Origin of the sequence: Dyadobacter sp. UC 10 (assembly GCF_008369915.1) — a bacterium.
In the GTDB taxonomy this organism is placed as follows: Bacteria; Bacteroidota; Bacteroidia; order Cytophagales; family Spirosomataceae; genus Dyadobacter.
The window spans coordinates 6,343,417-6,368,095 of sequence record NZ_VSRN01000001.1 but is presented as its reverse complement, the minus strand read 5'-3'; the positions used below and the strand labels follow the sequence as shown (position 1 = coordinate 6,368,095).

At 45.3% G+C, this 24,679-nt stretch carries 28 protein-coding genes and 1 tRNA gene; 8 read left to right on the top strand and 21 right to left on the bottom strand.

Going from position 1 to position 24,679, the window contains the following annotated elements; translation table 11 throughout:
* Positions 1-27: 27 nt before the first annotated feature.
* The 4 genes from miaA to FXO21_RS26275 form a co-directional block, all read right to left on the bottom strand.
* A complete protein-coding gene (gene miaA / locus FXO21_RS26290) occupies positions 28-984 on the bottom strand; it encodes a tRNA (adenosine(37)-N6)-dimethylallyltransferase MiaA (protein WP_149642877.1) in 957 nt (318 codons plus the stop codon).
* The gene (locus FXO21_RS26285) at positions 974-1,906 is read right to left on the bottom strand and encodes a hypothetical protein (RefSeq protein WP_149642876.1); all 933 of its coding nucleotides are present in this window, start codon (positions 1,904-1,906) and stop codon (positions 974-976) included. Before FXO21_RS26285 ends, miaA begins: the two co-directional genes overlap by 11 nt.
* A gap of 79 nt (positions 1,907-1,985) precedes the next feature.
* Entirely contained in the window at positions 1,986-2,591 is a 606-nt protein-coding gene (locus tag FXO21_RS26280; protein WP_149642875.1) for an outer membrane beta-barrel protein, read from the bottom strand.
* 157 nt (positions 2,592-2,748) lie between these two features.
* Positions 2,749-3,594, bottom strand: coding sequence for a methylated-DNA--[protein]-cysteine S-methyltransferase (locus tag FXO21_RS26275; RefSeq protein WP_149642874.1), 846 nt, complete (start codon positions 3,592-3,594; stop codon positions 2,749-2,751).
* A 102-nt stretch (positions 3,595-3,696) separates the two neighbouring features.
* Here FXO21_RS26275 and FXO21_RS26270 point away from each other — a divergent pair, with 102 nt between their 5' ends.
* Positions 3,697-3,999, top strand: a complete 303-nt coding sequence (locus tag FXO21_RS26270) for a hypothetical protein (RefSeq protein WP_149642873.1) — start codon at positions 3,697-3,699, stop codon at positions 3,997-3,999.
* A gap of 234 nt (positions 4,000-4,233) precedes the next feature.
* On the opposite strand, the gene FXO21_RS26265 is transcribed toward FXO21_RS26270, so the two are convergent.
* Complete coding sequence (locus tag FXO21_RS26265; protein ID WP_149642872.1) at positions 4,234-5,217, bottom strand: Gfo/Idh/MocA family protein; 984 nt, start codon at positions 5,215-5,217, stop codon at positions 4,234-4,236.
* 91 nt (positions 5,218-5,308) lie between these two features.
* Between FXO21_RS26265 and FXO21_RS26260 the strand changes: the two genes are divergently transcribed.
* From FXO21_RS26260 to FXO21_RS26245, 4 genes are all read left to right on the top strand, one after another.
* A complete protein-coding gene (locus FXO21_RS26260) occupies positions 5,309-5,530 on the top strand; it encodes a VF530 family protein (RefSeq protein WP_149642871.1) in 222 nt (73 codons plus the stop codon).
* A gap of 54 nt (positions 5,531-5,584) precedes the next feature.
* The gene (locus tag FXO21_RS26255; protein ID WP_149642870.1) at positions 5,585-6,463 is read left to right on the top strand and encodes a DnaJ C-terminal domain-containing protein; all 879 of its coding nucleotides are present in this window, start codon (positions 5,585-5,587) and stop codon (positions 6,461-6,463) included.
* Positions 6,464-6,475: 12 nt separating this feature from the next.
* On the top strand, positions 6,476-6,775 hold the full coding sequence (locus tag FXO21_RS26250; RefSeq protein WP_149642869.1) for a chaperone modulator CbpM: 300 nt from the start codon (positions 6,476-6,478) through the stop codon (positions 6,773-6,775).
* An 82-nt stretch (positions 6,776-6,857) separates the two neighbouring features.
* Complete coding sequence (locus FXO21_RS26245) at positions 6,858-8,090, top strand: DEAD/DEAH box helicase (RefSeq protein ID WP_149642868.1); 1,233 nt, start codon at positions 6,858-6,860, stop codon at positions 8,088-8,090.
* 72 nt (positions 8,091-8,162) lie between these two features.
* On the opposite strand, the gene FXO21_RS26240 is transcribed toward FXO21_RS26245, so the two are convergent.
* Positions 8,163-8,627 (bottom strand): CHRD domain-containing protein, encoded by a 465-nt coding sequence (locus tag FXO21_RS26240; protein ID WP_149642867.1) that lies wholly within the window; start codon positions 8,625-8,627, stop codon positions 8,163-8,165.
* Positions 8,628-8,702: 75 nt separating this feature from the next.
* Complete coding sequence (locus tag FXO21_RS26235) at positions 8,703-9,437, bottom strand: SH3 domain-containing protein (protein WP_225865877.1); 735 nt, start codon at positions 9,435-9,437, stop codon at positions 8,703-8,705.
* 175 nt (positions 9,438-9,612) lie between these two features.
* Between FXO21_RS26235 and FXO21_RS26230 the strand changes: the two genes are divergently transcribed.
* Positions 9,613-9,685 (top strand) — tRNA-Lys (locus FXO21_RS26230).
* A gap of 226 nt (positions 9,686-9,911) precedes the next feature.
* Positions 9,912-11,225, top strand: a complete 1,314-nt coding sequence (locus tag FXO21_RS26225) for a site-specific integrase (protein WP_149642866.1) — start codon at positions 9,912-9,914, stop codon at positions 11,223-11,225.
* A gap of 297 nt (positions 11,226-11,522) precedes the next feature.
* Here the strand turns inward: FXO21_RS26225 and FXO21_RS26220 are convergent, their stop codons facing one another.
* Positions 11,523-11,846 (bottom strand): helix-turn-helix domain-containing protein, encoded by a 324-nt coding sequence (locus FXO21_RS26220; protein WP_149642865.1) that lies wholly within the window; start codon positions 11,844-11,846, stop codon positions 11,523-11,525.
* Positions 11,847-12,400: 554 nt separating this feature from the next.
* Between FXO21_RS26220 and FXO21_RS26215 the strand changes: the two genes are divergently transcribed.
* Positions 12,401-13,453, top strand: a complete 1,053-nt coding sequence (locus FXO21_RS26215; protein WP_149642864.1) for a DUF932 domain-containing protein — start codon at positions 12,401-12,403, stop codon at positions 13,451-13,453.
* 736 nt (positions 13,454-14,189) lie between these two features.
* Here FXO21_RS26215 and FXO21_RS26205 read toward each other — a convergent pair.
* The 13 genes from FXO21_RS26205 to FXO21_RS26150 all read right to left on the bottom strand — a co-directional run bounded on the left by FXO21_RS26205 (position 14,190) and on the right by FXO21_RS26150 (position 24,671).
* Positions 14,190-14,462: a helix-turn-helix domain-containing protein gene (locus FXO21_RS26205; RefSeq protein WP_149642863.1), complete on the bottom strand. Its 273-nt coding sequence runs from the start codon at positions 14,460-14,462 to the stop codon at positions 14,190-14,192.
* Positions 14,463-14,481: 19 nt separating this feature from the next.
* On the bottom strand, positions 14,482-14,772 hold the full coding sequence (locus FXO21_RS26200; RefSeq protein ID WP_149642862.1) for a hypothetical protein: 291 nt from the start codon (positions 14,770-14,772) through the stop codon (positions 14,482-14,484).
* 3 nt (positions 14,773-14,775) lie between these two features.
* On the bottom strand, positions 14,776-15,012 hold the full coding sequence (locus FXO21_RS29025) for a hypothetical protein (protein ID WP_225865876.1): 237 nt from the start codon (positions 15,010-15,012) through the stop codon (positions 14,776-14,778).
* Between the two features lie 5 nt (positions 15,013-15,017).
* Positions 15,018-15,569: a hypothetical protein gene (locus tag FXO21_RS26195; protein WP_225865875.1), complete on the bottom strand. Its 552-nt coding sequence runs from the start codon at positions 15,567-15,569 to the stop codon at positions 15,018-15,020.
* 24 nt (positions 15,570-15,593) lie between these two features.
* Positions 15,594-16,421, bottom strand: a complete 828-nt coding sequence (traN, locus tag FXO21_RS26190) for a conjugative transposon protein TraN (protein ID WP_149642861.1) — start codon at positions 16,419-16,421, stop codon at positions 15,594-15,596.
* A 28-nt stretch (positions 16,422-16,449) separates the two neighbouring features.
* Positions 16,450-17,757 (bottom strand): conjugative transposon protein TraM, encoded by a 1,308-nt coding sequence (traM, locus tag FXO21_RS26185; RefSeq protein WP_149642860.1) that lies wholly within the window; start codon positions 17,755-17,757, stop codon positions 16,450-16,452.
* A gap of 403 nt (positions 17,758-18,160) precedes the next feature.
* Entirely contained in the window at positions 18,161-18,778 is a 618-nt protein-coding gene (traK, locus tag FXO21_RS26180; RefSeq protein ID WP_149642859.1) for a conjugative transposon protein TraK, read from the bottom strand.
* A 12-nt stretch (positions 18,779-18,790) separates the two neighbouring features.
* Complete coding sequence (gene traJ / locus FXO21_RS26175) at positions 18,791-19,912, bottom strand: conjugative transposon protein TraJ (RefSeq protein ID WP_149642858.1); 1,122 nt, start codon at positions 19,910-19,912, stop codon at positions 18,791-18,793.
* Between the two features lie 10 nt (positions 19,913-19,922).
* Entirely contained in the window at positions 19,923-20,558 is a 636-nt protein-coding gene (locus FXO21_RS26170) for a TerB family tellurite resistance protein (protein ID WP_149642857.1), read from the bottom strand.
* Between the two features lie 5 nt (positions 20,559-20,563).
* Positions 20,564-21,205, bottom strand: coding sequence for a hypothetical protein (locus FXO21_RS26165; RefSeq protein WP_149642856.1), 642 nt, complete (start codon positions 21,203-21,205; stop codon positions 20,564-20,566).
* Positions 21,206-21,209: 4 nt separating this feature from the next.
* Positions 21,210-21,887 (bottom strand): conjugal transfer protein TraI, encoded by a 678-nt coding sequence (locus FXO21_RS26160; RefSeq protein WP_149642855.1) that lies wholly within the window; start codon positions 21,885-21,887, stop codon positions 21,210-21,212.
* The gene (locus FXO21_RS26155; protein ID WP_149642854.1) at positions 21,884-24,349 is read right to left on the bottom strand and encodes a TraG family conjugative transposon ATPase; all 2,466 of its coding nucleotides are present in this window, start codon (positions 24,347-24,349) and stop codon (positions 21,884-21,886) included. The genes FXO21_RS26160 and FXO21_RS26155 overlap by 4 nt, the downstream gene beginning before the upstream one ends.
* Positions 24,330-24,671: a DUF4133 domain-containing protein gene (locus FXO21_RS26150; protein ID WP_149642853.1), complete on the bottom strand. Its 342-nt coding sequence runs from the start codon at positions 24,669-24,671 to the stop codon at positions 24,330-24,332. Before FXO21_RS26150 ends, FXO21_RS26155 begins: the two co-directional genes overlap by 20 nt.
* Positions 24,672-24,679: the final 8 nt, after the last annotated feature.

The following is a 24,679-nucleotide window of genomic DNA, read 5'->3' as shown; positions in this document are numbered from 1 at the left end:
TGCATTAAATGACGCGATTTTTATGATTCAACTCCTACTTTTCGCTGAGCCGAATGCAAGGTATTGTTCAGAAATAAAGTCTACTTTTTCAGCTTCTGTCGATTCGTGGCTGAGCCAGTGAATGCGAAGCCCGTCCTTCTCCATTTTTCGGAAAAAGGTCATTTGTCGTTTTGCGAAGCGATGGATTTCAGTTTCCAGCCGTGCTTTCATCGCTGCAAAGTCCATTTCTCCGATCAGGTACTGCGTGATATACTTGTATTCCAGGCCATAATAAATCAGCTGCTCGGGCGACAGTTTTTTCAAAAGCTGCTCTACTTCTTCAATCAAGCCACTGGCAAGCCGCTGATCCAACCTGGCGCTGATCTTTGCCCTCCTTATTTCAACAGGCGGGTTAAGTCCGAAAATAATGCTGTGCTGATCTATGCCGGGTTTCGTGAATTGGATACCTGCTTCCGGAAAAGCAGTGAGGTATTCAGAGATTTCAATTGCCCTGATCAATCGTTTTCTGGTAGAGGTGTCCGCAAGTTTTTGATATTCAGTTTCATATCTTTCCAATCGCTGATTCAGCTCTTCCACGGGCAATTGTTCAAGATCCTGTCGAAGTTGAGTATTAACTGGTATTGCCGAGTAGGCGTGACCTTTCAGCAATGCGTAAATGTAGAAGCCAGTGCCACCGCAAAGTATTGGAACACTGCCTTTTGCGATAATATGCTGATGAATTCCTTCGAAATCATGCTGAAAGTCGTTGACATTATACTGGCTACCGGGATCTGCAATGTCGATCAGGTGATAGGGGACAGGCGTTCCTCCGACTCTATATTCTTCAAGATCCTTACCGGTGCCGATATTCATTTCCCTGTATACCTGTCTGGAATCCGCACTGATAATTTCTCCGCCCAGTGCGGAGGCAATTTGCACTGCCAGATGCGTCTTTCCCGAGGCCGTAGGGCCCAGAATGACCAGGAGCGGTTTTTCATTGGACATGTTCCGAATCGGTTTGGCCGGGAATACTCACAGGTTTGACAAACTTGATGCTTCCCATGTTCATGATTTGTACATAGTTGTGCGACGATGCGGCTGCCAGTTCTGCCCTGCTTTTTCGAAGCCTTGTCTCGGGATCAAGGTAAATGGCTTCCGGCTGCGTTTGGGCAATTGTTTTAAAACCTAGTTTAGCATAGCTGTCACCGGCAGACCATTCTACATCAGCATAAGTCATGATATCGCCTGGCTCCTTGTCGCGGATAAATGCCTGCAAAAGCTTATCAAGCCCACCGACCACATTCGTACCCCTCAAACTTGCAAATCTGATCAGTTCATGCGAGCGCAGCGGGTTTGTTTCTTTATTGAAAATGCGTGGGAAGCTGAATGTTGCAACGGCTACCAATAGTTCGGCAGACGTAGGGTCGGGCATTAATGCGGTGCTCAGGACCCTGAAATAACTTGAAGGAAGAAACAAGCCATATTTATATTTGGCCGATACAACGTTATTTAAATGGTTTTCAGACAAAAAGTGGTTTGCAGTTTCTTTGTCTATCCTGCGCACTTTTGTGAGCCTGGCCGGAATTTTATGAGCAAGTCCCAGTACAGCAACCAGCCTTGACTGTACAATTTCCTGATTGTTAACCCAAAAATCCTCCCACAATACGATGATCTTCAAGCCATTTTCCCGGGCTTCCCGGACATATTGAATGCAGGCCGGCCAATCTACTGACACCTTTGTTTTGAGCCAGCTATTCATATCGATCAAAATCAGGGAGAGTTGGCGCCGATGTTGCAGATTAATAGTAAGTACAGGAAAGATTTCTGCAACTACGCTTGTTTCCGAGCATTCAAAACCCATTGATAAAAACCAATTAGATACTTGCTCTTTAAATGCGTTTGGAGGTTTCAATGCAGATTTTTTCAATGCAAGTTAAGATTGAATGCCGTTAGAAACAAAAAAAACGCGCCTCCCGACGCGTTTTCAATACCTTTTCAAAAGTGGCTTATTTACCTCCCAGACCGAAAATAATACCTACGTTAACACCGCCGAATTGTGATGTCGATTCAAAATCGATGTTGTCGGCATTGCCGGTTGTGGACCTGTGGTTTTTGTTCCCGAATACAAAATGGTAAATACCCTCTACCTGGATACCCATGTTACCAAATGCAAAAAGTAAACCTGCTCGTGGTGCCGCGCCAAAATTGCTGTGACGAGAAGATTCAACGATCGTATTACCGTTAAACTTTGCATTGTATTTAGAGAAATACACCCCTGCGTCGCCACCGATGTAAGGTCTTAAAAGGCCCTCCGCAAAGTAATAGTCCAGTGTACCGGTAACTGGTGTAAGTGTTCCAGTCGAGCTCAGAGTTTGTCCTGCAAAAGTATAATCGCTTCCATCTGCATAAATTTTCCCGGCCACACCGACGGCGAAACGTGGTGAGGTAAATACTCTTAAGTTAACTCCACCGCCTGCCACCGTTTTGGAATCTTCTACATTTGATTTTGCAATACCTCCCTGAAGTCCAAGCGAGAACTGAGCCTGGCTTGTTGTGCTTACCGCGGCTACGAATGCTACAATAGCCAGTGTGCGGATTAATGTCTTTTTCATGTCTGATGAATTGGTTAGTTACTGAAATAACCGGCTTCCAATATCAGTCCATCCTGAAAAAGTTGTATTGAGGGTGTTATCTATACGTTGAAATACAGCGTGTTACAATAGCTTTTGAGTGCAATTATACTATTTAGTTCAAAATATGCTGTGCAAATTATTCCTCAATCTGGTGGGCAGCCTCCCAGCCGATCAGTGCCTTTTTGCGAAGACTTCCCCAGCGGTACTCACCTAAAATTCCTTCTTTTCTGATAACCCTGTGACAGGGAATCAGGTATGCGATCGGGTTGTCACCGACGGCGGTACCCACTGCCCGGACTGCGCGAGGATGACCGATGCTTTGCGCAATTTGCTGATAAGTCGTCACGGCTCCGGCCGGAATGCTGAGCAGCGCTTCCCATACTTTTAGCTGGAAATTGGTACCCTGAACGATGAGCGGTAGTTTTTCCAGGGATTTTTGTTGCGGACTGAATATCCTGCGAATGTAGCCGGACGTGATATGCTGATCGGCCTTGATATTTGCGTAGTGCCATTTTTTGGCGAGACGGATCAATTGGTCTTCCTTCGTGTCCGCGTCAACAAAAGCCATTGCACAAATTCCGCGTTCGGTCACAGCGAGGAAGCAGTTTCCGAATGGCGTTTCGTGGTAACCATAGCTGATATCGAGTCCTTTTCCAGAACTTTTGAATTCCTGGGGAGTAACCGCTTCAATGGAAGTGAAATGGTCATAAACGCGGCTCTGGCTCGACAAGCCCGCCAGCTCAGCCAGTTCCACGAGGTTTGAAGATTCGCGGATTTTTTCTTTCAGGTAACCGGCTGTAATGTATTGAAGAAATTTCTTCGGGCTCACGCCAGCCCATTCGGAGAAGACGCGCTGAAAATGAAACTGACTGATGTTTACTTCTTCCGCAACATCAAACAGGGAAGGCTGTTCTTTCGCATTAGCAACAATGAATTCGATCGCTTTTGCAATTTTCTCGTAATTATAAGTTTGCTGGTCCATTGGATGAATGTTTTGTTATACAAATCTGGCATGTATTTTTATGGCCTTCAACCTGAAACTTGCTCATTACAGTCAGACAAAAGCAATTGCAAAACGTTCTCCATGAAAAATTTAATTACCACTTTTTTCCTTGCCCTTCTTTGTTCAGCCGGTGCATTCGCCCAAAACTTCAAGGCGGACCTCAAAAAACTGAACGGGCAGATCGAAATAAGTTATAAAAGCAAAAAGCTCTCTGAAAACGAATACAGGAAACTCAAAAACGAACAGGAGATCATCAAGCTGGCTATCGACAAAGCGATGGCGGACGATTATATGTCGCCGGACGAAAAGAACAAGATCCATTCCAAAATCATCCGGTCGAAAAAAAGGCTGGCGAAATACAAAACCAACCGGGAGATATACTAAAAGAGAAAGCTCCTTGCGGAGCTCTCTTATGGACCAGTCTTCTCAGATCAGTAATCTTTCTTACCGTCCTTTTTTGCCTTTTTCTCTGCACGTTTCTCCTTCAATGTCTTTTCAGGCTCTTTTTTGGTGCTGCCTTTGTCAAGATTCTTACCTTTTGCCATGACTGTTCATTTTGAGTTAGCGTTTTACAAATAACAGAAATAGTATAAAATTTTGTATCAGCAAAAACGAAAATTATTGCTTCTGAGTAATCCAATCCATGATCAGATTGGCGCGTGCGCCTGATTCACCGGTACTCGGGCATTTGCCTTCCCCGCGTAAGTCCTGAACGATCAGCTCAATGAGCGGCTGCTGTACATGGGTTGGATATGGAATGTTAATGGTTTGGGTACCTTTTTCAGTTTCTATTTTAATATCGAATTTTTCAAAAAATGAGAAGCTGATCCTGCCTTTGGATCCGACAATTTGCGCGTGATCTGTACGCTGCTCCTTGTTGACGGTATAGCACCAGCTTCCTTTACCCAAAACTCCGCTCTCGAACTCATAACTTGCGACAACAATATCGTCGGCTGTGTAAAGGCCGACCTGGTTCCGGGCAAAACCGGTTGCTGATTTGACGGGACCAAAAATGAATTCCAGTAAATCAAACTGGTGCGAGGCAAGGTCGTGAAAATGTCCGCCTCCCGAAATAGCCGGGTCAACCCGCCATCGGGGTTTTGGCTTGTCGCCGATTTCCTCGTCGTAGGGTTGCCACTGCAAATAAATATCTACAAAACGGATGTCGCCGATCACCTTGTTATCGACCAGTTCTTTCACTTTCAGAAAATAGTCCAGCGCGCGGCGGTAGTAGGCGACGAAGACGGGAATGCCTGTACGTTTGCTTTCGGCATTGATACGCTCGCATTCCGCAAAGTTGCGTCCCATTGGTTTTTCAATGTAAACGGGCTTTCCTGCCTGCATGGCCTTCATCGCCAATTCTTCGTGAGCGTCGGGTGGGGTAGCAATATAGATTGCGTTCACTTCCGGATCGTTGATCAGCTCGTCGGCATCGTCATACCATTTGGGAACATTGTGCCGGGAGGCATAATCCTCTGCCAGCCCGGGATTGCGGCGCATGACTGCCACGAGTTTTGAATTTTCTACTTTATTAAATGCGGGGCCGCTTTTTACTTCGGTTACATTGCCGCAGCCAATTATACCCCAGTTGATTTGTTCCATCAGAAGAAAAAAGATTTGAACTAAACTATTGGCTTAATAATTATTTAGATGGTTAAATCTACTTTAAAACTTATATCAAAACGCGCTTAAAATGCAAAGTCAGCCTAATAACCCACTTCACGGCAAAACGCTCGAAACGATTTTAAACGAGCTTGTCGACTATTATGGATGGGAGCAAATGGGTTATCATGTTAATATAAATAGCTTTAACCACGACCCGAGCGTCAAATCGAGCCTTAAATTTTTGCGAAAAACGCCGTGGGCACGAAAAAAAGTGGAAGACTTGTACATCGAGATGATGGAACGAAAATAGTATCATTCCTGATCCCGCACACTTACTATTAATCAACATTATCGTGTACTGATTATGCCGTTTTTAGACTATTATCAGATTTTAGGCGTCGACAAAAATGCCGACGAGAAAGCGATCAAAAACGCTTACAGAAAGCTCGCACGCAAATTTCATCCTGACCTGAATCCGAACGATAAGGAGGCAGAAAAGAAATTCAAGGAGCTCAACGAAGCAAATGAGGTACTGAGCGATCCTGAAAAACGCAAGAAATACGATCAGTACGGCAAGGACTGGCAGCATAGTGAAGAATTTGAAAAAGCGCGCCGAACACGTGGAAGTGCTGGTAGCCAACAGGAACAATGGTATTCGGGAGGCGATCAGTTTTCCGATTTTTTTGAGTCGATGTTTGGCTCGGGAAGTGGCTTCGGGGGCGCACGACAGGCGCGTTTTCGCGGACAGGATTACCAGGCGGAAGTAGTGCTGACTTTGCAGCAGGCATATGAAACGCATAAGCAGATGCTGACCGTCAATGGGAAAAATATACGCATTACCATTCCTGCCGGCATCGAAAACGGACAGACGATCAAAATTGCAGGTCACGGAGGAAAAGGCAGCAATGGAGGCCCTGAAGGGGACTTGTATATAACTTTTCAGGTACAGAGCGATGATAATATCAGAAGGGCTGGAAATGATCTCCACATGAAAACAGAGCTGGACCTCTACACGGCTGTGCTGGGAGGAGAGCTGATTTTGGAAACCTTAAGCGGAAAGGTCAAGCTGCCTGTTAAGCCAGAAACGCAGAATGGAAGTGTTGTCAGGTTGAAGGGCAAGGGTTTTCCGGTTTACAAAAAAGAAGGCCATTTCGGAGATCTGTATGTGACATTTGATGTGAAAATACCGAAGAACCTTACCGAGCGTCAGAAAGAGTTGTTTACAGAATTATCAAAATCTTAAATCCATGTTGTTATGGAAAATGATCAATTGATAGCTATCGATGCATTCTGCACTTATTATGAGGTGGAATATTCATTTGTGGAGTCGCTTGAAAGCAGCGATTTGATAGAATTTGTAGAAGTTGATCAGGGGCGCTTCCTGCACATTCCGCAGCTGCAAAGGATAGAGCGGTTGATCAGGCTTCACCGCGACCTGGATATTAACCTGGCCGGGATCGAAGCGATCGATAACTTGCTTGCTCGTGTGGAATACCAATACAAAGAGATTATGTCCCTGAAAAACCGCCTGCGTTTCTACGAGCCAGGGCTTTGATGTTAATCGGTTGTTTTAAGCTACTTTTGATGCTATTTGCACGGGCGTTGCTTGCAGATAAGCATTGCCACTATTTTTATATATGAAATTCGAAGATTATCACATCTCGGCTGAGATCAAAAGAAACCTCGAAACCGCAGGGTTCAAGCGACCGACCGATATTCAGTTCAAAGCAATTCCTGCCATTCTGAAGGGGGAGGACGTGCTGGCCATTGCGCAAACAGGTACCGGCAAAACGGCCGCCTTCGCCATTCCGGTTGTTGACTTACTCGCCCGGGACAAGTCTTCCGGCCGCTCTGACGGTATAAAATGTGTTGTGATGGTACCGACGAGAGAACTGGCGATTCAGATTACAGAGGTATTTAGCAAGCTGGCGAAACATACAAAAGTGAAGGTGTTCAGTGTTTTCGGCGGAGTAGAGCAGGGACCGCAGATCGCACAGCTTGAAAAAGGAATTGATATTATGGTATCCACGCCGGGACGGATGTTTGATCTGGCCAGCCAGGGGCATATCAAGCTGAATAAAGTGGAAATACTGATCCTGGATGAAGCAGATCACATGCTTGATCTGGGATTTATCAAAGACATTCAGGACCTGATTAAATTGCTGCCCAAGAAAAGGCAGACGCTATTTTTCTCGGCTACTATTAACGAAAAAATAAAAAAGCTGGCTTATTCACTGGTCCGGAATGCGATCAGGATCCAGATTTCTCCGAACAACCCCGTAGCTCGCAACATTAACCATTCAGTAGCTTTTGTGGGTATGGATGATAAACGTTTTTTTCTCGAAAGAACGATCAAATCCAATCCTGAAAGTAAAATACTGGTATTCGTGCGGACAAAAGTGCGGGCAGAGCGGGTATTTGCAGCTTTGGAAAGAATGGAGATTAAAAGCCTGACTATTCACGGTGACAAAGACCAGGCTGACCGCGTAAAGGCATTAAACCAGTTTAAAACAGGTGAAACGAAAGTCCTGATAGCGACGGATGTGAGTGCAAGGGGGATCGATATTCCGAATGTAGATTATGTAGTGAACTACGATATGCCCGAGCAGCCCGAAAATTACGTGCACAGAGTAGGACGGACCGGACGTGGCACACAGAAGGGACTTGCAGTATCTTTTTGCAGTCCGGAGGAAAAGCCTGTCCTGGAACAAATACAGGAATACCTGGATAAACCTATTGATGTACTTAAGATCAGCCAGTCGGACTATTCAGCTACTCTGGAATATACGTCAGACCAGAACGACGACCTGAGTTCGCTTATGAAAGAAGTAGAGGAATATCAGAGTTCACGGAAAGGCAAGAAGAAATAGGTAACTGATTGAATGAAAAAGAGCCACTGCATAGATGCGGCGGCTCTTTTTCATTCTGATAGATTATATCTTTTATTCTTCGAAATCGTCGGCAAGGATTTGACCGCGGATCTCGCCATAAATGTTTTCTTCTGTTGGAATGTTCACATAAAGCATTCCGGTAATCAGCATGGTTTGTTGCTCAATGTTCAGTTTGACATTTCCCTGAACCTGGTTTCCTGCCGGCATATTAGAAAGAGGAAAAACCATTGGTCCTGCTTCCCAGGCCGGGTTAGCGCTGTGGATGTTGACTGATGTAGGGGTGATATTCTGGTAAGTAATATTGTATTTAAGATCCATGGTAGTTTTGTTGTACTCGAAAACCCCGGTGCCCTGAGCAGAGGAAGTAGCTTTCGGAACAGTAGGTGTACTATTAATGACTGCAGAGAATCTTACAATGTCATCTTTATGAGGTCCTTCCTCTTTGCAGGAAGACACAAATCCCAACATCAGAACCCCCGCGATCAATAGTAAAAAACGTTTCATTGGCTTTTTCATACAATTTAATTTAAAAATTTAACCCTTAAATATACATACAAACTTATACGCTGCAAAAATGATACCATCGGCCTGTCAGATATTCCAAAGATCATTTCTTCTGATGTAGACGATCCTGTTGTTCCAAATGACCCGGTTCCAGTGATCTACTGATCCGAGAATAGTGAGCTTATGTCCCTTTCCAACCTGTTCAACCACAGGGGCGGCGGAAGATGGTTCGTCTCTTAAAAATGTATTTTCATTGACCACAATGCACGTTTGATAAAGCGAAGGGATGTTTAGTATCCCCAGTAACACCAGCAAATAAACGATAATAGAAATTTTATGGATTTGGAGGATCGGCTCCCGTCTTCTTGTCTTTGTAACCATTATGACGACAATATAGGTACCCAATGTCAATAAAAGAAGCGGGAAATAGTCACCATATCTTCTATAAAAAATGATGAAGTAGTTGTAGTCATCGAATTCGTACCCTGAAAGATTGTGTTCCTCCGCAAGTTTGTCCATCTTCTCGAACAGTCTTCTGGAAGGATTTTGGAGGGCAAGTTTACTGAGGTAATAGAGGCAGTCGGTGTAATTATTAGTCTTTTCAGCCAGGAAAGCTAGTTTAAGGAGTAAGCTTTGACTATTTTTTTCATCCCTGTCAAAATTTTTTCGATAGAGTAGGAGCGACTCAGGGTATCTGCCCATAGCGAACAGAGAATCAGCCGTTTTTAACTCCTTCATATCTACTGCCACAGCTGGCCCGCAGGCAAAAAGCGCACATAATACGATCCCGGAAGCCAGGTATTTCTTAAATAGGGCTTGCATTATACTTTTAAGAATTCTACTTTTGCATCGCAATTACGGAAAAGGCCACGGCTAATACAAGATTGCCAATAATAAGAAAAGCAAGATTCCGTAGCTCAGCTGGTAGAGCAACCGGATCGCCGGACCGACACTTTTAAAGTATGGGTCTTGAGTTCGAAAAGAAAACCAGAAATAAGATTCCGTAGCTCAGCTGGTAGAGCAATACACTTTTAATGTATGGGTCCTGGGTTCGAATCCCAGCGGGATCACTGAAAGCGCCTCAAAGGGCGCTTTTTTCGTTTAAAAACGTCATTTTTTAACTGTTTTCGAAGATAAGCAAGTCATTCTAATTCAATCCAGATCAAAGCATTCGGTAACCTATTCGGTAACCTGCTTTGCTTACTAAATTAGGTTACCGAATGGACATGTTTGACAGAGGCGATTTTGACCAGGGTTTCTCAAACATAAAATGTTTTTTAACCTTAAAATGTGAGGATGATGAATTTCAAACAAAACCTGACTGTACTCTTCTGGCTGTACAGGCAAAAAGCGAAAACAGACGGCAAAGCCCCTATTTATGCCAGGATTACTATTAACGGTAAGTACACTGAAATCTCAACAGGAAAGAAAGTAAACCCGGAATCCTGGGACTCGGATGCCAAACAAGTGGTCGGCGGCGGGATGGAAGTAAAACTGGCCAACCAGAAGCTGGCCCAGCTTCAAACCGACGTCGAGCGGATCTTCAATGGTCTTCAAACGCAGTTCCCGCAGGTAACCCCTGCCATGGTCAAGAATGTTTACCAAGGCAAGCCTGCAATCGAAGAACCCAAGCTCGTTAAGCCAACTGCAAAGAATGAGCAAAGCGTGCTGGAAGTCTGTGACGAGTTCATCGTCAAATTCCAGAAACGCGTTGAAGTAGGTAATGCCTCATTTCAAACCCTGAAGCACTGGCGTAGCACCAGGAAAAAGGTCGCAGCTTTCATCAAATACCACTTTGACCGCGACGACATTTATTTTTCTTCACTCCCGGACACCGTCGCCGAGGACTTTTATGATTATCTGACGCTACATGTCTCAAAGCCTTTGGCAGAAGTAACTGCACGAAAAGAGGTGAAGTGGGTAAGACAAATTGTCAAAATCGGCGTTAAAAAGAAATTCATCGCCTCCAATCCGATGGATGGGTTTAAATGCTCCGGCGGGGATGTTGAGGTTATCCCACTTGAATTTTGGCAGGTTGAAAAAATCCAACAGAAGCATTTTAGCGTAGAGCGGATTGCCGAGGTCCGTGATGCCTTCATTTTCCAGTGCTTTACCGGCTTTGCCTATCAAGACATCTATGATTTGTCGCCGGAGAACATTGTCTTGGTGGGCAGAAAGAAAGAACGTTGGCTTGTTAAACATCGGGGTAAAACAGAAGTTGGCGAGATGGTGCCGATACTGCCAATTGTTGAAGAACTGATTTCCAAATATAAGAACCATCCGTATTGCATTGCGAATAACAAACTGATCCCTGTAAATAGTAACTACCGGTATAATGTTTATTTAAAGGAGATAGCAGACCTCTGTGAGATCCGGGACATTACTGGTGCCATCAGGCGGCTTGACACCCATGATGCCCGTCACTTCTTTGCTGATTTGATGCTTAATAATGGTGTCCCACTTGAAGATGTCAGCAAGATGCTAGGACACAAGAGTATCCGGACGACGATGCGTTATTGCCGTGTCCGGAAGTCGCGGATCAGTGAAAATGTGGCCAAGGTCAGACAGAAACTTTTCTCGAAATCTGGTAGCCTGCGTGAGTTTGCTTGAAGAAAAAGAGCTGTGACCAACCTGGCCACAGCTCTTTTTCTAAATTGCTCATAGCATAAGACGTCGCCTAACGCTCTTCATTTCCCCGAAGTCCTATACCAGATCCATGTCCAGGCAAGTTTCTTCCAATTTGTTACTGGCTTACCAGAATCGTTGCGCCACCGTCGGTACTGGTAATGCTTGAAGAAATCTACCGCCTGTTTAATACAAGCAGCCTGCTGCACAAAGTAAACGCTGACCTGATGCCAGGTTGGCGGGACTTGTTTGCCAAATCCATTCATAGCGATGGTAAGACTTTTATTTAGACATAGGCGTTTTGAAACATTCAAACATCTTTTCGATGTCTACGTAATCATAGTAGATCGCACCTCCAATCCGCATAAAGCCCAACTGACGGTTTGCACGAAGCTGGTGCAGCTTGCCAGGGGAAATGTCCAGGAGCTTTCTGACTTCCCTGGATTTAAGCCATTTCTTGGTTGTGTCTTGACGTCCGTGCTTCAATAACTTGTTGATTTCCTGCAAAATGTCCTGCTTGAATTCTTCCAAATCTTTGATGGTTACCAAGTGGTCTGCCGGCAAACTGCCCGAGGAACTCCTTCCGCTTGCTTTTCTATCGATCATAGAGATATGAGTTTTTAGTTATGTTTCTAGCCCTGCTACCAGCTGCGATCCAAACTTAAATGCATGAAGCAACTTCTTCAAGTACAACATTTTGTTGTACCCGGCTTGTACCCAGAAACGGATTTCAGCAAGTCTGGAACACGCGGCATGCTTTGCCGAAATAACCAGAAGTATTACTTAGATTTTTGATGCGACCACAGGAGTAGCGGGTTTATTGGCTTGCAAAAAGTATCAAATGAAAGATCTGAGGAACTACTAAGTTCATGCTTGACAAACAAACTCGGCAAAAGCGCAGCTAAACTAGTGGCCTATTTTCCGAAGATTGTTCAAAGCAGCCAAAAGCTTACGGCATAATGGCGGCTTCTCTATTGATTTAGGTTTCGCAAATTCAGCCGCCAGCCATGCTGGCACTTATTCCGTTTCCTTTTGGCTTGTTGTGGGCCACTGTTAGAAGGGCTTTCTTTTTTCTCGTTTTTTCTTTGTCAAACATTTTGTTAAAGGAGAAAGAGAGGAAGAAGAAAGAAAATTATTTCTAACTTCTAACATGTGAAATCATGGCTCACAACATCAATTTCAACGAAAACAGTGACAAACACAGCTTTTTTTCTGTGAAGGAAAAAGCTTGGCACGGGCTCGGACAAGTTGTCGATCAGTACCCGACCAGCCAAGAGGCAATCGTCCATGCCGGATTAGATTACCGAGTTGAAAAAGCTAAACTGTTTACCGAGGGGCTGCACGAGAATGAAGAACAGAATATGCCTGCCATTTCTGTCCCAGGATATTTTGCGACTATGCGGACAGACAACAATGCTATTTTGGGAGTAGTCGGCAAGGATTATCAGATCGTTCAAAACCGGGACGCATTCACTTTTTTTGATAGCATTGTTGGCGGTGATGGGATTATGTATGAAACAGCCGGGGCTTTGGGCAAAGGAGAGCGGATCTTTATTACTGCCAAATTACCGGGCTATATTAAGGTTGGCAATGATGATCTGATTGAAAAATATTTGTTCCTGACCACTTCCCACGATGGAAGCGGAAGTATTACGGCAGCTTTTACGCCTGTCAGAATTGTCTGTGCCAACACGCTCAACGCTGCGATGAAAAATATGACCAACGTGGTCAAGATCCGGCACACGAGCAATGCAGCCGAAAGGTTAAGAACAGCTCACAAAGTGATGGGCATAGCCAGCAGGTATAGTGAGGAGATCGGAGCAACCTTCAATCGATGGACAAAAAAGCCTATTACCGATCCTCAACTTAAAAGACTGATCGAGATCGCTATGGCACCCAACAAGGAAGTTTTGGGGAATCTGAAAGATGGAAAAGTAAATGCGCTCTCAACACAGTTCGTCAACATTGTCGAGGATGTTTATGAATACGCATTATCGAATCCCACACAGCAATTACCGACGACAATGGGCACCGTTTTCGGTGCCTATAATGCGGTCACTGGTTATTTTCAGAATGTTCGCAAATTCCAAGACGATGAGGCAAAGTTAAAATCGATCGTTCTCGGGGGCACGGCCCAGCTTCGTACGCAAGCAGCTTTTAACCTTTGTGCTGACGTTGCACGTGATGGGGCAGCCGCTTTAAATCTTAACTAGATGAGGGGAGCGTGTCTCCCCTTTTCCTGCCGACAAAAAAGGCCGCCGCGGATGCGAAGCTTCAATCAGCTCCACATCCGCGGCGGTTTATTGTTTGAGACGATTGAAAACTAGGTTATTAACGCGTATTGAAAAGCTCTATGATAAATAAAAAAGTCCCTGACACAATTGCCAGTGCCGAGACAATCATCAGCAAGCATTCCAAAGTTGACGTTAGGATTGCCGACCAGTAACTATTGTATTGTTGCGTCCCGCCGATGCCCCTTCTGCTAAACCTGCGCTGACCTACAAAGAGCCGTAATCCTATGCCAACGAAAACCAAAACCGCTCCATAAGTCATGACTGATGTTATGCCAAATGCTAGAACCATAGCCTCGATATTTAATGATGGATGATCTGAGCAAATTTAAATATTACAGTTAGCAGGATCCAGACTTGATACAGGCCTGCACAGTATTTCATTCAAACAGCCAAATTTTACTTCCCTGCGTAGGATGAAATGAAGGGAGATATTTTATGTAGCCGAAGGTCTCTAGCTCCTTCAAATACTTGTGATATGTCGCCGGGCTTCTTGTTCTGGACATTTGCATGATCATCCGCCGTGTTACCTGGAATGGACTCGATTGTCTGTTTCTATCCCAAAGCAGGACCAAGGCAAGGTAAGTGCCAACGTGCCAGACCCTTACCCGTCGGTCTATCAGGATCCGGTTAAAGAATTTTGCTATTGATCTTTCCATCATTTTGTTCGTTTTGTATCACCGAGCATTAGCGACTGGATGTCCTGGAATGCATAGAAAAATGATCCTCCAATCTTGCTGGGTTTTAATTGTCCGTTTATCCTCAAATTTTGAAGGGTGCCAGCCGAGATATTGAGCATCTTTCGTACATCAGCGCTTCTAAGCCATTTCTTCGGCTCTTGTTTCGAGCTGGATATAAACTGCTTTAAATCTTCCAGAAGCTCTCGCCGTAAGGCTTGTAAGTCTTCCTTGGTTATAACTTCAATATTCATCTTTCAAAAATTTTGTTGGTCAATCACTAGACTCAGGCAGTGAGATCCTGCTCGGCCTGTTTTTCTTGAACGACGGCTCGTAACAGATGTAGCCGAACTCATTGAGTTCGCGGACCGCTTTGTAGTAGGTTTTCCCGCTGGAAATTTTGACGACTTGCATCAATTCAAAACCAAACATTGACAGGTACTTTGTGCCGCATTTCCGTAAGCTTTGAAGGATGGCAGCGTAGATGCTGATGTGCGTCACTGTTACGCGTGCGTCTACACTGATATCCTTGAAAAACCGGTCAAGGTGGGATGCTGTATCCATAGCTTACTGGCTTATTGATATCCCTTTTGTTTTCTTGGTTTTCTTGCCGGAATGATGATCCTTCTCGTCATCCCCAACTAACTCCTGACCATTTCTCTGCTGTTGAATGTTGGCATTGGACTGTGATAACTGCTGAGACTGGCGGTTATGGATCTTGTGCATGTTTGCATCATAAACGGTCACGGATTTGAACTGTGGGTTGGCCTCAATATACCGGCGCTGCTCGCTGCCATGCTCCATAAAAGTTACTGCTTGGCGGTTCCCTTTTTGAAGCGAATCCAGTAACCTGGATTTGTCCTGGTATTCTGGATCTCCTTGATAGGATGCTTAGCAACTTCTTTTTCAAGATCAAACCCATAGTTTGAGTGAAATTGTTTGAGTTTAAAGTTCCCCGCGCTATCTGTTTGCTTGAAGTCCATTTGAAGCCAGGCATTATAAATTTTTCCCTCTTTATTAGTCAGGTCTTTATTGACAGCCCGCCCGTTCATCAGGTTATAACCCTCTTTCAAGGTAATGTTGTTATCCTTGCCAATGTAAAAAGTCTGGTTCAAATCCCTGCCAGCCTGTTCCTGTTTCATGGTAGCGGTATAGCTGTTAAAGAAATACATATCGGTCGTGGCCGAGCGCTTAAAATGTAGCGCGCTACCGACTTCATCTTTCCCAAATGTCCCTTGGTGTTGAAGCGTAAATTCAGGCAGTTGTCTTTTGATGTTTTCTTTTAGCTGGTTTTCCAGGCCTTCCCCAAAGCCGGAATATTTAACTTGATCGCGCAGATATTCGAAATTTTTTTCATTCATGATTTCTAAAATTTAGTTGGATGATTATTGACGGATTGGAAGGGCTTTAAGAAGATGCCGGTTTCTGACTTTAAGAGTCATGTGTCTTCCCCCATTTTTTTCCTGGACCTGGGCGGCAAGGTACTTTTTGTCTGGGAAGGTCATTTTAGGAAGAACGAAGACGAAAGTGTGCGACGTTTGAGGTGAGACAGCATTGGTGTCTCCAAGAATATGAAGCGGCTTTATCTCAGTTTCTTGGATCGCCGTTCGCTTGCGGTACTTTTTGTCCCTGACGAAAAACCTCAGGTTTTCAATCTCGTATTTTAATGCAGAGTTATTTGCAAGCTCAATGCTGTATAGTAGCAAATCGTCATCGACAAAAATGCTTGACAGTAATAGTTCTGACTGCGACGATCTTTCTTTGATGGAAACATTATGAGCTGGATTGCTCTTTGCTAAAAGTGCTGACTGAGCTACCTTGCCATCATTCAGATCTCCATTTCCAAAAGTTGCAATTTCGACGGCAGCACTATTAATTTGAATGTTCAGGGATAGCGGCTGGTCTGCATATCCCACCAGAAATGAAAACAGTTTTCCATCAGCCGTGATAACAGTCAGGTTCGTCGTATCAAAATCAGGTCTGGCGGCTTTTACTTGTAAAATGTTTTCAACACCCGTCGCCTTTTGGGCTAGAATATCGCGGCTTCCCCGGTCTACGGTTTTGATCCCGAATGGAAAGATCAAATGGGTGGTCTTGCTTGTCGTCACTTCCAGTGGGAACGGATCAATAACGCTGGTTCCAGTAACCTGACAGAAGCCGTTTGCCTGAAAAAGCAGGCAAAGCAGTAGCTGGCATAAAAGAAAAATTCTCATGATAACAGTTGATTAGTATGTAATTGAATTAGATAGACTTCACGTTGGCGTCTTTGAGAAGCACCCGGTAACCAGCTTTCACGCTAACCTGTATGAGTTTGGTTTTCCGGCCCAGGAATGTTTTCGCCGCTTCAATTCCAGCGCTGGCCGCCTGGGCACCAATGGAAGGATCAATGATCGGAATGTTTACGCTTTGGATAGCGCGGTCAGAGGATTGCTTGCCGACATCTCTTGACAGTGCACCAGGAATATAAATTCCTTCGACGCCATCCATATCGTAAACCGACAGATCAACTGGGAGCAGGGAATTGTTCGACCTGATCGACTCGATGTTAACTCGCAACCGCTCTTGGTTTAAACTGACCTTTCCATAAAGGAAGTTTCCTGCCAACACGCGGTTTCCTCCGATGAAAACATCGGCAGCCAATCTGAGCTTGATCGTTGCGCCGGTTACCAAAGTCTGATTTTGATCGATGATAGCTTCAATCGCATTGTGAGTTACGGCAACTGTCTGTTTGTCATCAAGAGAATAAAAGCCTATCATTGAGATGGGGCTGTTATGTGAAGAAACCGAATCTGGCTCTGCGCTCGTCAGCAATGTATAATTGACATTTTCGCCAGCAGTAATCACTGGAAAAACTTGCTTTGCTTTTGCCAATGATTGCTCATTTAACTCTTCCTCAGCCAAGGCCGGATTCTGAATTTGCATGATTTTGTCAAGCATCCCGTTGAGCTCTGTCATTTCCGGATCTTCTTCCGTACTTGGCTCTTCCAATTCTAGTCCTGCCATCATCTGTTCCAAACGCACCATGTCAGGACTCAGATTTTTCTTGTCTCTTTCCGATTGCTTGTCTGACTTTGAATCAAATTTCGGGTTACTGGTTTGCGAAAGAACCTTGTCAAGCTCTTTTAGTTTTTTATGCACCTGCTGGTCTGGTTTTTCGGAGCTGTCCGCTTGAGCAGACTGTCCAGAAGCTCTGCGCCCTTTACCTGGCCCGTCCAAATCTTTTAATGGTACTCCTAGCGGTCCAGTCTTGGAAGCAAGTAAAGTATCCTGGTAATACGGATCCTTGTCGATGAGATCGCGAAGACGTGCCGAATCCTCGGCAGCTTTCTTGTAATAGCCTAGCTTGTTTAAATCTTTGTCATCCTTTAAAAATGCTTCCGGCAATTTCAGGATCAACCCCTTTTGATCGTTACCCTGGGCTGCGGTTCCATTGTTTTTGCGAATCAGCATCCAAAAGAAGAGTGTTAAAAAAGGCAAAACGATTAGCGGTAGGAAGGTGTAAAATTTGCGCTGTTGCAAAAACTTACGGGTATATGCTTTTTTGTGCATGATCTTCGATGGTTTGTTGTGACTGAAATAAACTGTCAGCGACCAGTGCCCTCTCTAAACTATCCAGGTACTGCTGGAAGGCCTGTTGCTTTGGGCTTGGCGCCGCCGCATGAATTGTTTGGGGAGATCCCCTTAACTCTGCCAGTGAATGTTCACTTTGTTGTAAGAAAGAGTGAGGCAGGATTAGGTTGATGCAGTATCCTGCCCCAAATCCTAATGCAGTGAAAAAGATAGGGAGCCGCAGATTGACTGGCACTCGGAAGATCTTCCGGATTATCCGGCCAGTTAAACGCCGCTGACATGCTCTTCTGTGCTCACGATATCTTCTTACCAATTCCTCCATTGGAACGGCTTTTGACTCAGCGGCTTGCTGTTTGTGCCTATTGAAATTGTAAAACACAGCTTACCTGTTTTGTACATTGATGTGTTTATTTTCAAGAGTTGTCCAGCGCTCGATCAGAAACCCGTGAGGGTTATTGTCGCTGCGGGATACGGTTCTAAGAAACCCTTCGGTCACTAGCCTTCGGGTGACAATGCTCGTTGAGCGGATGATCCGCTGGGAAGCCACGCAGTGAAAGCGGTATGGGTAGTCGTCCGTTTCAACTTCGACAGTGTCCACACTTATCTGCTGACTGATGTTTCCGGAAATAATGCTCGAATAGAACCCTGATTCTTTCAGGTTTTCATATTGGGCTTTCGCTGAGCCATCGGCCAGGAACAGTGCTTTGACCAGGTTGGACTGGATCACTTTGTCATCAGGATCGAGCGTAAAGAAGAAGCGGTGAAAAGTGGCAACATGATCGCGGGCTTCAACCGGAATGTTCTCCTTTCGCTCTGAGGCATAAGCATCGAGCACTTTGCCGCTTGCCAGGATGTACACTTTATCCTGCGTTTCATCCACCAACTGATAGCTTTTATAGATAGCGAAGCAGCAGAAGCCGATGCAGCCGATGATCACAAGCAATGTGAAGCTGCGGACATGCCGGAATGCGGTTTCCAGATTTTTGGCTTTCGTAAACATGACATTGTTTGGTTATTGGTTTTGAGATTTAGGAATAGCAGTGTTTCTCGGAATTGACCCAAAGCCACCACTCGCAGGAAAGGCCCGGTTGCCAAAGCCGGTGGCGGTTTGGGAGAAAAGGGTCGTGACTTTGTAAAGGAACGGATTGCCTCCTCCTGCCTGAATGATGAAGTTGGCCGTTGCTGGCACTGCGAAGTACCCGACGATGCCAATGACCAAAAAGATCAGGTATGCCATATCCGTTGAACTGAAGAAAGTTTCGCCCGCGCCTTCTACCTGGCTTATATCCAGGGTAAGCATCATCTCCTGGATCTTGCCAATGATTGCGCCGAAAATGTTAGCGACTGGCAACCACAGAAAAATGTTGATGTACCGCGCGATCCAACCGGTAAGCGTATGCTGAAAACCGTCGAAAACAGAGATGCCAAATGCAATCGGGCCAACAATAGCAAGGACGATCAATTGAAAGGTGCGAAGCGTATTGATACAAAGTGCCGCCGCTTCAAATAGTAGCCTGAGTATTTCGCTCATCCATTCTTTAATGGAATTGCGAAAATTGTATGAGGCTTTCGCCATTGAGAACTTGATGTCATTTCCGACGCTGGCCATGATGCCTTCGCCAGACGGATCTTCATTCCCATGCGTGTACTTGTACCATTTGTCCCGATCCCCATTCCCAGTGGCGCCGACATACATTTGCCAGGCATTGGTCTTCATAATCGCCTCTTCCTTTTTCTTCAACAGCAAAGTGATTGCCTCGTTTGAACCTTCGACCATCGCAGATGTTGCACGGACAACCGGGGACATGACACCGTTGATCATTTCCAGAACCGATGGAAAAATCAGGATAGCAAAACCGATCACAAATGGTCTGAACAGCGGATAGAAATCAATCGGCTCCGCATTCGCCAGGTGCCGCCAAATCCGGGAGGAGATATACCAGATTGCCGCAAAGCCTGCAATTCCTCGACCCACGCTGATCAACTTGGAGCACATGGGCATCATTTCATCATAGAGTTTGTCGAGAACACTATGCAGGCCGCTGATCTGCTCGGGAAAGCCCTGCGCGAAGGAAATTTGTGGCAAAGCGGTAGCTAACACCGCTATTATAGCGGCTCTTGTAAATGCATTCATAATTTTGAGATTAGAGCTGGATTCCGTTTAACTGAGCGCCCGTTTCAACTTCGATTGAAATTTTGGCCCGTTGCAAGCCAAGTGTTGCAGCTGTGGAATTGAAGTGACGTAGGAAAACAAGCTTATCCTGCATTTCTTCGTGGATTTTGTCAATGGCTGATAAACGCTCATCGTCCGACATTCTCATTTTCTTAGCAGTTACCACCATGGTCAATGCATCCAGATTTTTCAGACTTTGATTAATCAACCTGGCATAGACCCCCTCCATATAGTTAAGCTCATCCTTATTGAAGTACTTTCCGGATTGAAAATGGCCGAACGCTGTCCTGTATTCGGAAACTAGTTTTAGCTGAAAGTCGATGATCTCGGCGATCCGTTTGTAGCGTTTTACAGCTGGGCTTACTTCCAGCAAACCGTCCAAAAAGGCTTCGTGCAGCTTGAAATTCCCTTTCGAAATATCCTTAATGGTTGTGTAACCTTTGAAGAGAATATCATAACCTGCTTTCAACTCTTTCAGGATTTTCCGAAGTTGGTTAAGCTTCTGGATATTCAGGATAAGCTGAGTGACTTCTGGCGTCTGAGCTAACGCTCGTTTTGGAGGAATCAGCAGCATCCCCAATAGAAAAAGTATCAGTACATTTCTCATTGCTTTCAGTTTATGCCGCGGAGTGCGCGGCCAGTTGTCACATCCTCTTTCTCTTTCATCCTGGCTGCTGCCAGTACCACCGACTCGCTACAAAAAGCCTTGGAAAACGTAAGGTTAAACATTGTTTGCTGGTAAAGGGCCTCTATTCGTTTTATCCGCCCATCGTCGGTCATTGCCAGATTACCATCGCTGGTGACTTCTTTTAGCATGTCCACTATTTTGTCGCACTCCGAATCGAGCCGGTCAAACACAGCCCGGAGGTAAGCAAGCTCGTCTCCGTTGAGATATTCTGATAGGCCAGGCTTGGAAAGACACGTGGAGCAGACGTTTTTGACGTCTCCGTTGTATGCAACGGTCCATTTGATCTTTGGCAGGCTGGCAATTTTCGGATTGACGACTTTGAGCGAATCGAAATAGTTTTTATGCAGCTTGAATTCGCCCCGCTTTAAATCTCCGATTGCAGTCAATCCTTCCTTTGCGATTTTGTAGCCCTTTTCGGTCAGCTCCAAATAGATTTTCAGCTGGGCGATTTGCTCGATCAGGTATTTCTTTTGGGTCTTTTTCTGACGAAACCATTCCTTGAACGTTTGCGCCTGGGAAGTCGTGTTAATGAAAATCATGGTCAGTATGACAAAAATTGCTTTCATAATTCTAATTGATCCCATAAAGCTTTTTCACCACATCCACTTCCTGCTGATTCTTAGCGCGGCTGATACTCAGCATCGCATTTTCTTGGTTGAACCGGGTCAGGTCACTGTACAACTGGTCAGTCTTGTCCGCAGCATTTTCGATCAGTTCCAGCCGCTTCGCATCCGTCATTTGCGTCGTCAGCGATTCGACCACCATTTTGAGCAAGTCCACATTCTTGGCTGAATTTTCGAGGATACCTACATACACCTGAAAGATGTAGTTGCGCTCTTGGGCTGTGAAATGCTTGTCGTCGGAGATCAATCCCCAAAACCTTTTGTATTCGTCAACGAGCCGGGAGTTTTTGTCGGCGATCTGCTTGATCTTGAAATAATAGGCAATTACCGCTTTTACCTTTTTGAGCTCATCGTAATACTTTTTGTAAAGGTCTCGCTGTTTTTTAACCCAGTCGGTGATCTCATCAAGCTGCAATTTGGCCATCGTGTTTTCTATGGCTTTCTGTGCGTTTTGAAGCCTTATCACCTTATTTTGCCGCCGCTGGATCATCAGATCCACGGCCTTCACCACTTTCTTAATCGCTGCCTTGATGACTGCCGCCCAGGGATTTGCGGCCTGCGCTTCCTGGATGGGAGTAGCCACCAGGGCAAATATCAATGTGAAAAATAGGATGTGTTTTCTCATGTTCCTGCCGTTGATTTCATTTCGCTGGCAAGTGTTGCAATCCCCTTTTGCATGCTTCCAAACCGCTTTGCATATTCGATAACCTTGATCTTCTCGGTTTCTTCGGTGGTGTAGCAGAGATATTCTTCTAAACTTACCTCTGTCCGGTAGACCCGAGAAAGCGTGCCGCCAAGACTAATGAAGACCTCCTTGTACTTCCGAAGTGGATCGTTGGCTTTATTAACCGAAAGGATCAAAGTTTTCTCTTTCTCGGTCAATCCAAGCAGTTCCTGTATCTGGTCAAACTTGTTCTGGTATTTGCTTTGGTCGAGCAGGATCTTGCAATCGCTGTTGTTAATAATTGCTTGCTTTACGACCGGTGAGCTGATAATGTCTTCCACCTCCTGCGTGACCACAATTGCTTCTCCCAGATACTTCCGCACGGTTTTGAACAGATACTTAATGTAATCAGCCATACCTTCCTTTGCGATCGCCTTCCATGCTTCTTCAATTAATATCATCTTCCGGATCCCTTTCAGCTTTCTCATTTTGCTGATGAAAACCTCCATGATAATGATCGTCACCACAGGAAAAAGTATTGGATGATCTTTGATATTATCCAGCTCGAAGACAATGAACCGCTCGTTTAGAAGGTCAATGTTTTCGGTTGCATTCAGCAGATAGTCAAACTCTCCGCCTTGATAGTAAGGCCGCAATACGTACAGCAGATTGGCCACATCGAAATCCCGGTCTTTCACTTTGTCCTCATCGAGGATCGCAACGAACTTATCACGCAGAAACTCGTAGAAGGAATTGAAGCACGCGAACTTCCCTGTTTCAGCTGTATGAGCATAGAAAAGCGTCAGCGCATTGGATAGAGCGACGTATTCACTTCGCTTGAAAACCTCATTATCCTTTTTCCAAAGTGCGAGGATCAGTGTCTTAATGCTCTCCTTCTTCTCTGTATCCAAAGCATCACCCTCGCCAATGTGAAACGGGTTGAACTTGATTGGATTTGTTTCCTGGTAGGTGAAATAGTATCCTCCGACCAGATCACATAGGCCTTTATAAGAGTGCCCAACATCGACAAGAACAATGTGCGATCCTTGTTCGTAATAGCTCCTGACCATGTGATTGGTGAAAAACGATTTGCCACTGCCCGAAGGTCCGAGGATGAATTTGTTTCGGTTGGTGCTAATTCCTTTTCTGATTGGCTCATCGCTAATGTCCACATGAACCGGTTTGCCTGTAAGTCTGTCCCCAAGTCGCAAACCGACCGGGCTAATCGAGGAACGGTAACCTGTTTCCAGGTTCAGAAAGCAGGAAGCCTGTTCAGCAAAGCAATCGAAGGTCTCATTCATCGGGAAATCGGCCGCGTTGCCAGGGATTCCCGCCCAGAAAATCTGCGGCGCTCCAGTTGTCTCCTTTTTTGCGACAGCTTCCATTTGAGCGAGTGCAGCTGAGACTTTGTTGTTCAATTCGTTGAGCTCCTCCTTCTTCTCCGTCCAGACCAGCAAGTTAAAATGCGCTCTCACCGGCATCCGTTGACCTGAAATCGCTTCATTCAAAAATGCATTGGTAGCATCCAGTGCAATCGCATTCTTCCGCGAGTATGCCGCCAGGGATTGAAGCCGCAACCTTTTTGTTTCCATTTTTCGGAGCGTTTTCGGCCCGTCGTCAATGAAAATATATTGGTTGTAAATGTGGTTGCAGCTCAATAGCTGTCCCAGCGAAGACGAGTAGCCAATGCTGAACTTGGTTTTGTCCGTCGAGTAGCGATCGAAGTTGATTTGTGAGCCGCATGTGCCTGGCAAGTCCTCTGTATCTGCCAGCGTATAGAGCTGACAGTGCTGACTGCCGATCCGGATGTTTTCCTCAAACTGAATGTCCTTGATTAGCGGCTCGTTACCCGTTGACAGATAACAATATTGTTCGATAATACCGGCCTTCGCGTTGTGGCTCCAAAGCTCATCGTCTCTCAACCTGCGCAGCTTTACAAATCCGCTATCTTCCATAATGTGCCGGAATTGACCCACACAGCTATGCAGATCCTGCAATACTTTCTCATCCATCGTTTCCTCTGGCATCAGCGTAGGTCTGACCAGATTTGACACCAGCGAGCTGGAAACTTTCCGGTTTGCTGGCTTTTTGGTGATGTAGATGTAGCAACTGTGATCCAAAAACGGTCGCTCGTTAAAATGGCGCTCACTTTGCATGGACAAAAAGCTTTTGTCCTCCCTGGAAAAATCAGGCTCATAACGGCTGTCGACAAACCAATCCTGCTTGTGGAAGACCGAATGTGCTGGCAGCACTCGGAGCGCTTTCACCCAGGTTTGGTGAAAAGCTTCGTAGTCGTTGTCGGAAAGGGTGAATATTTCAGGCAAATCTGCCTGAAATACCACCGTGATGTCTCCTTGCTTGGACAGGATACAATCGTGCTCCACATCCATAATCGGGATCAAATCATCCAGTAACTTTTCCATTGCTGGTGCGGGTTTTGAAGATACGTCTTGAATTAGACTTCACGTATTTGGGCACGCTCCGCCGGGCGAGCATTTTAGTGACACCGTGCTCGCCATAGGCTGAGCTCAGGTGATAAATGCCCATGATCATCGGGATGCCCAGGCAAATCACAATGCCCACACAGATGTAGGAGCAGATACCGCATACGTACAGTAGCGTGTAAATCGCAAACAAAACGATCGCCGCCCCGCCCATATACCAGATGTACTGCGCTTTGAGCCCCTTGAACTCAATGGAAGTGTTGATGCCCTTGTTGATTTGGTAAATGCTCGTACTTGCCATAACGCTTA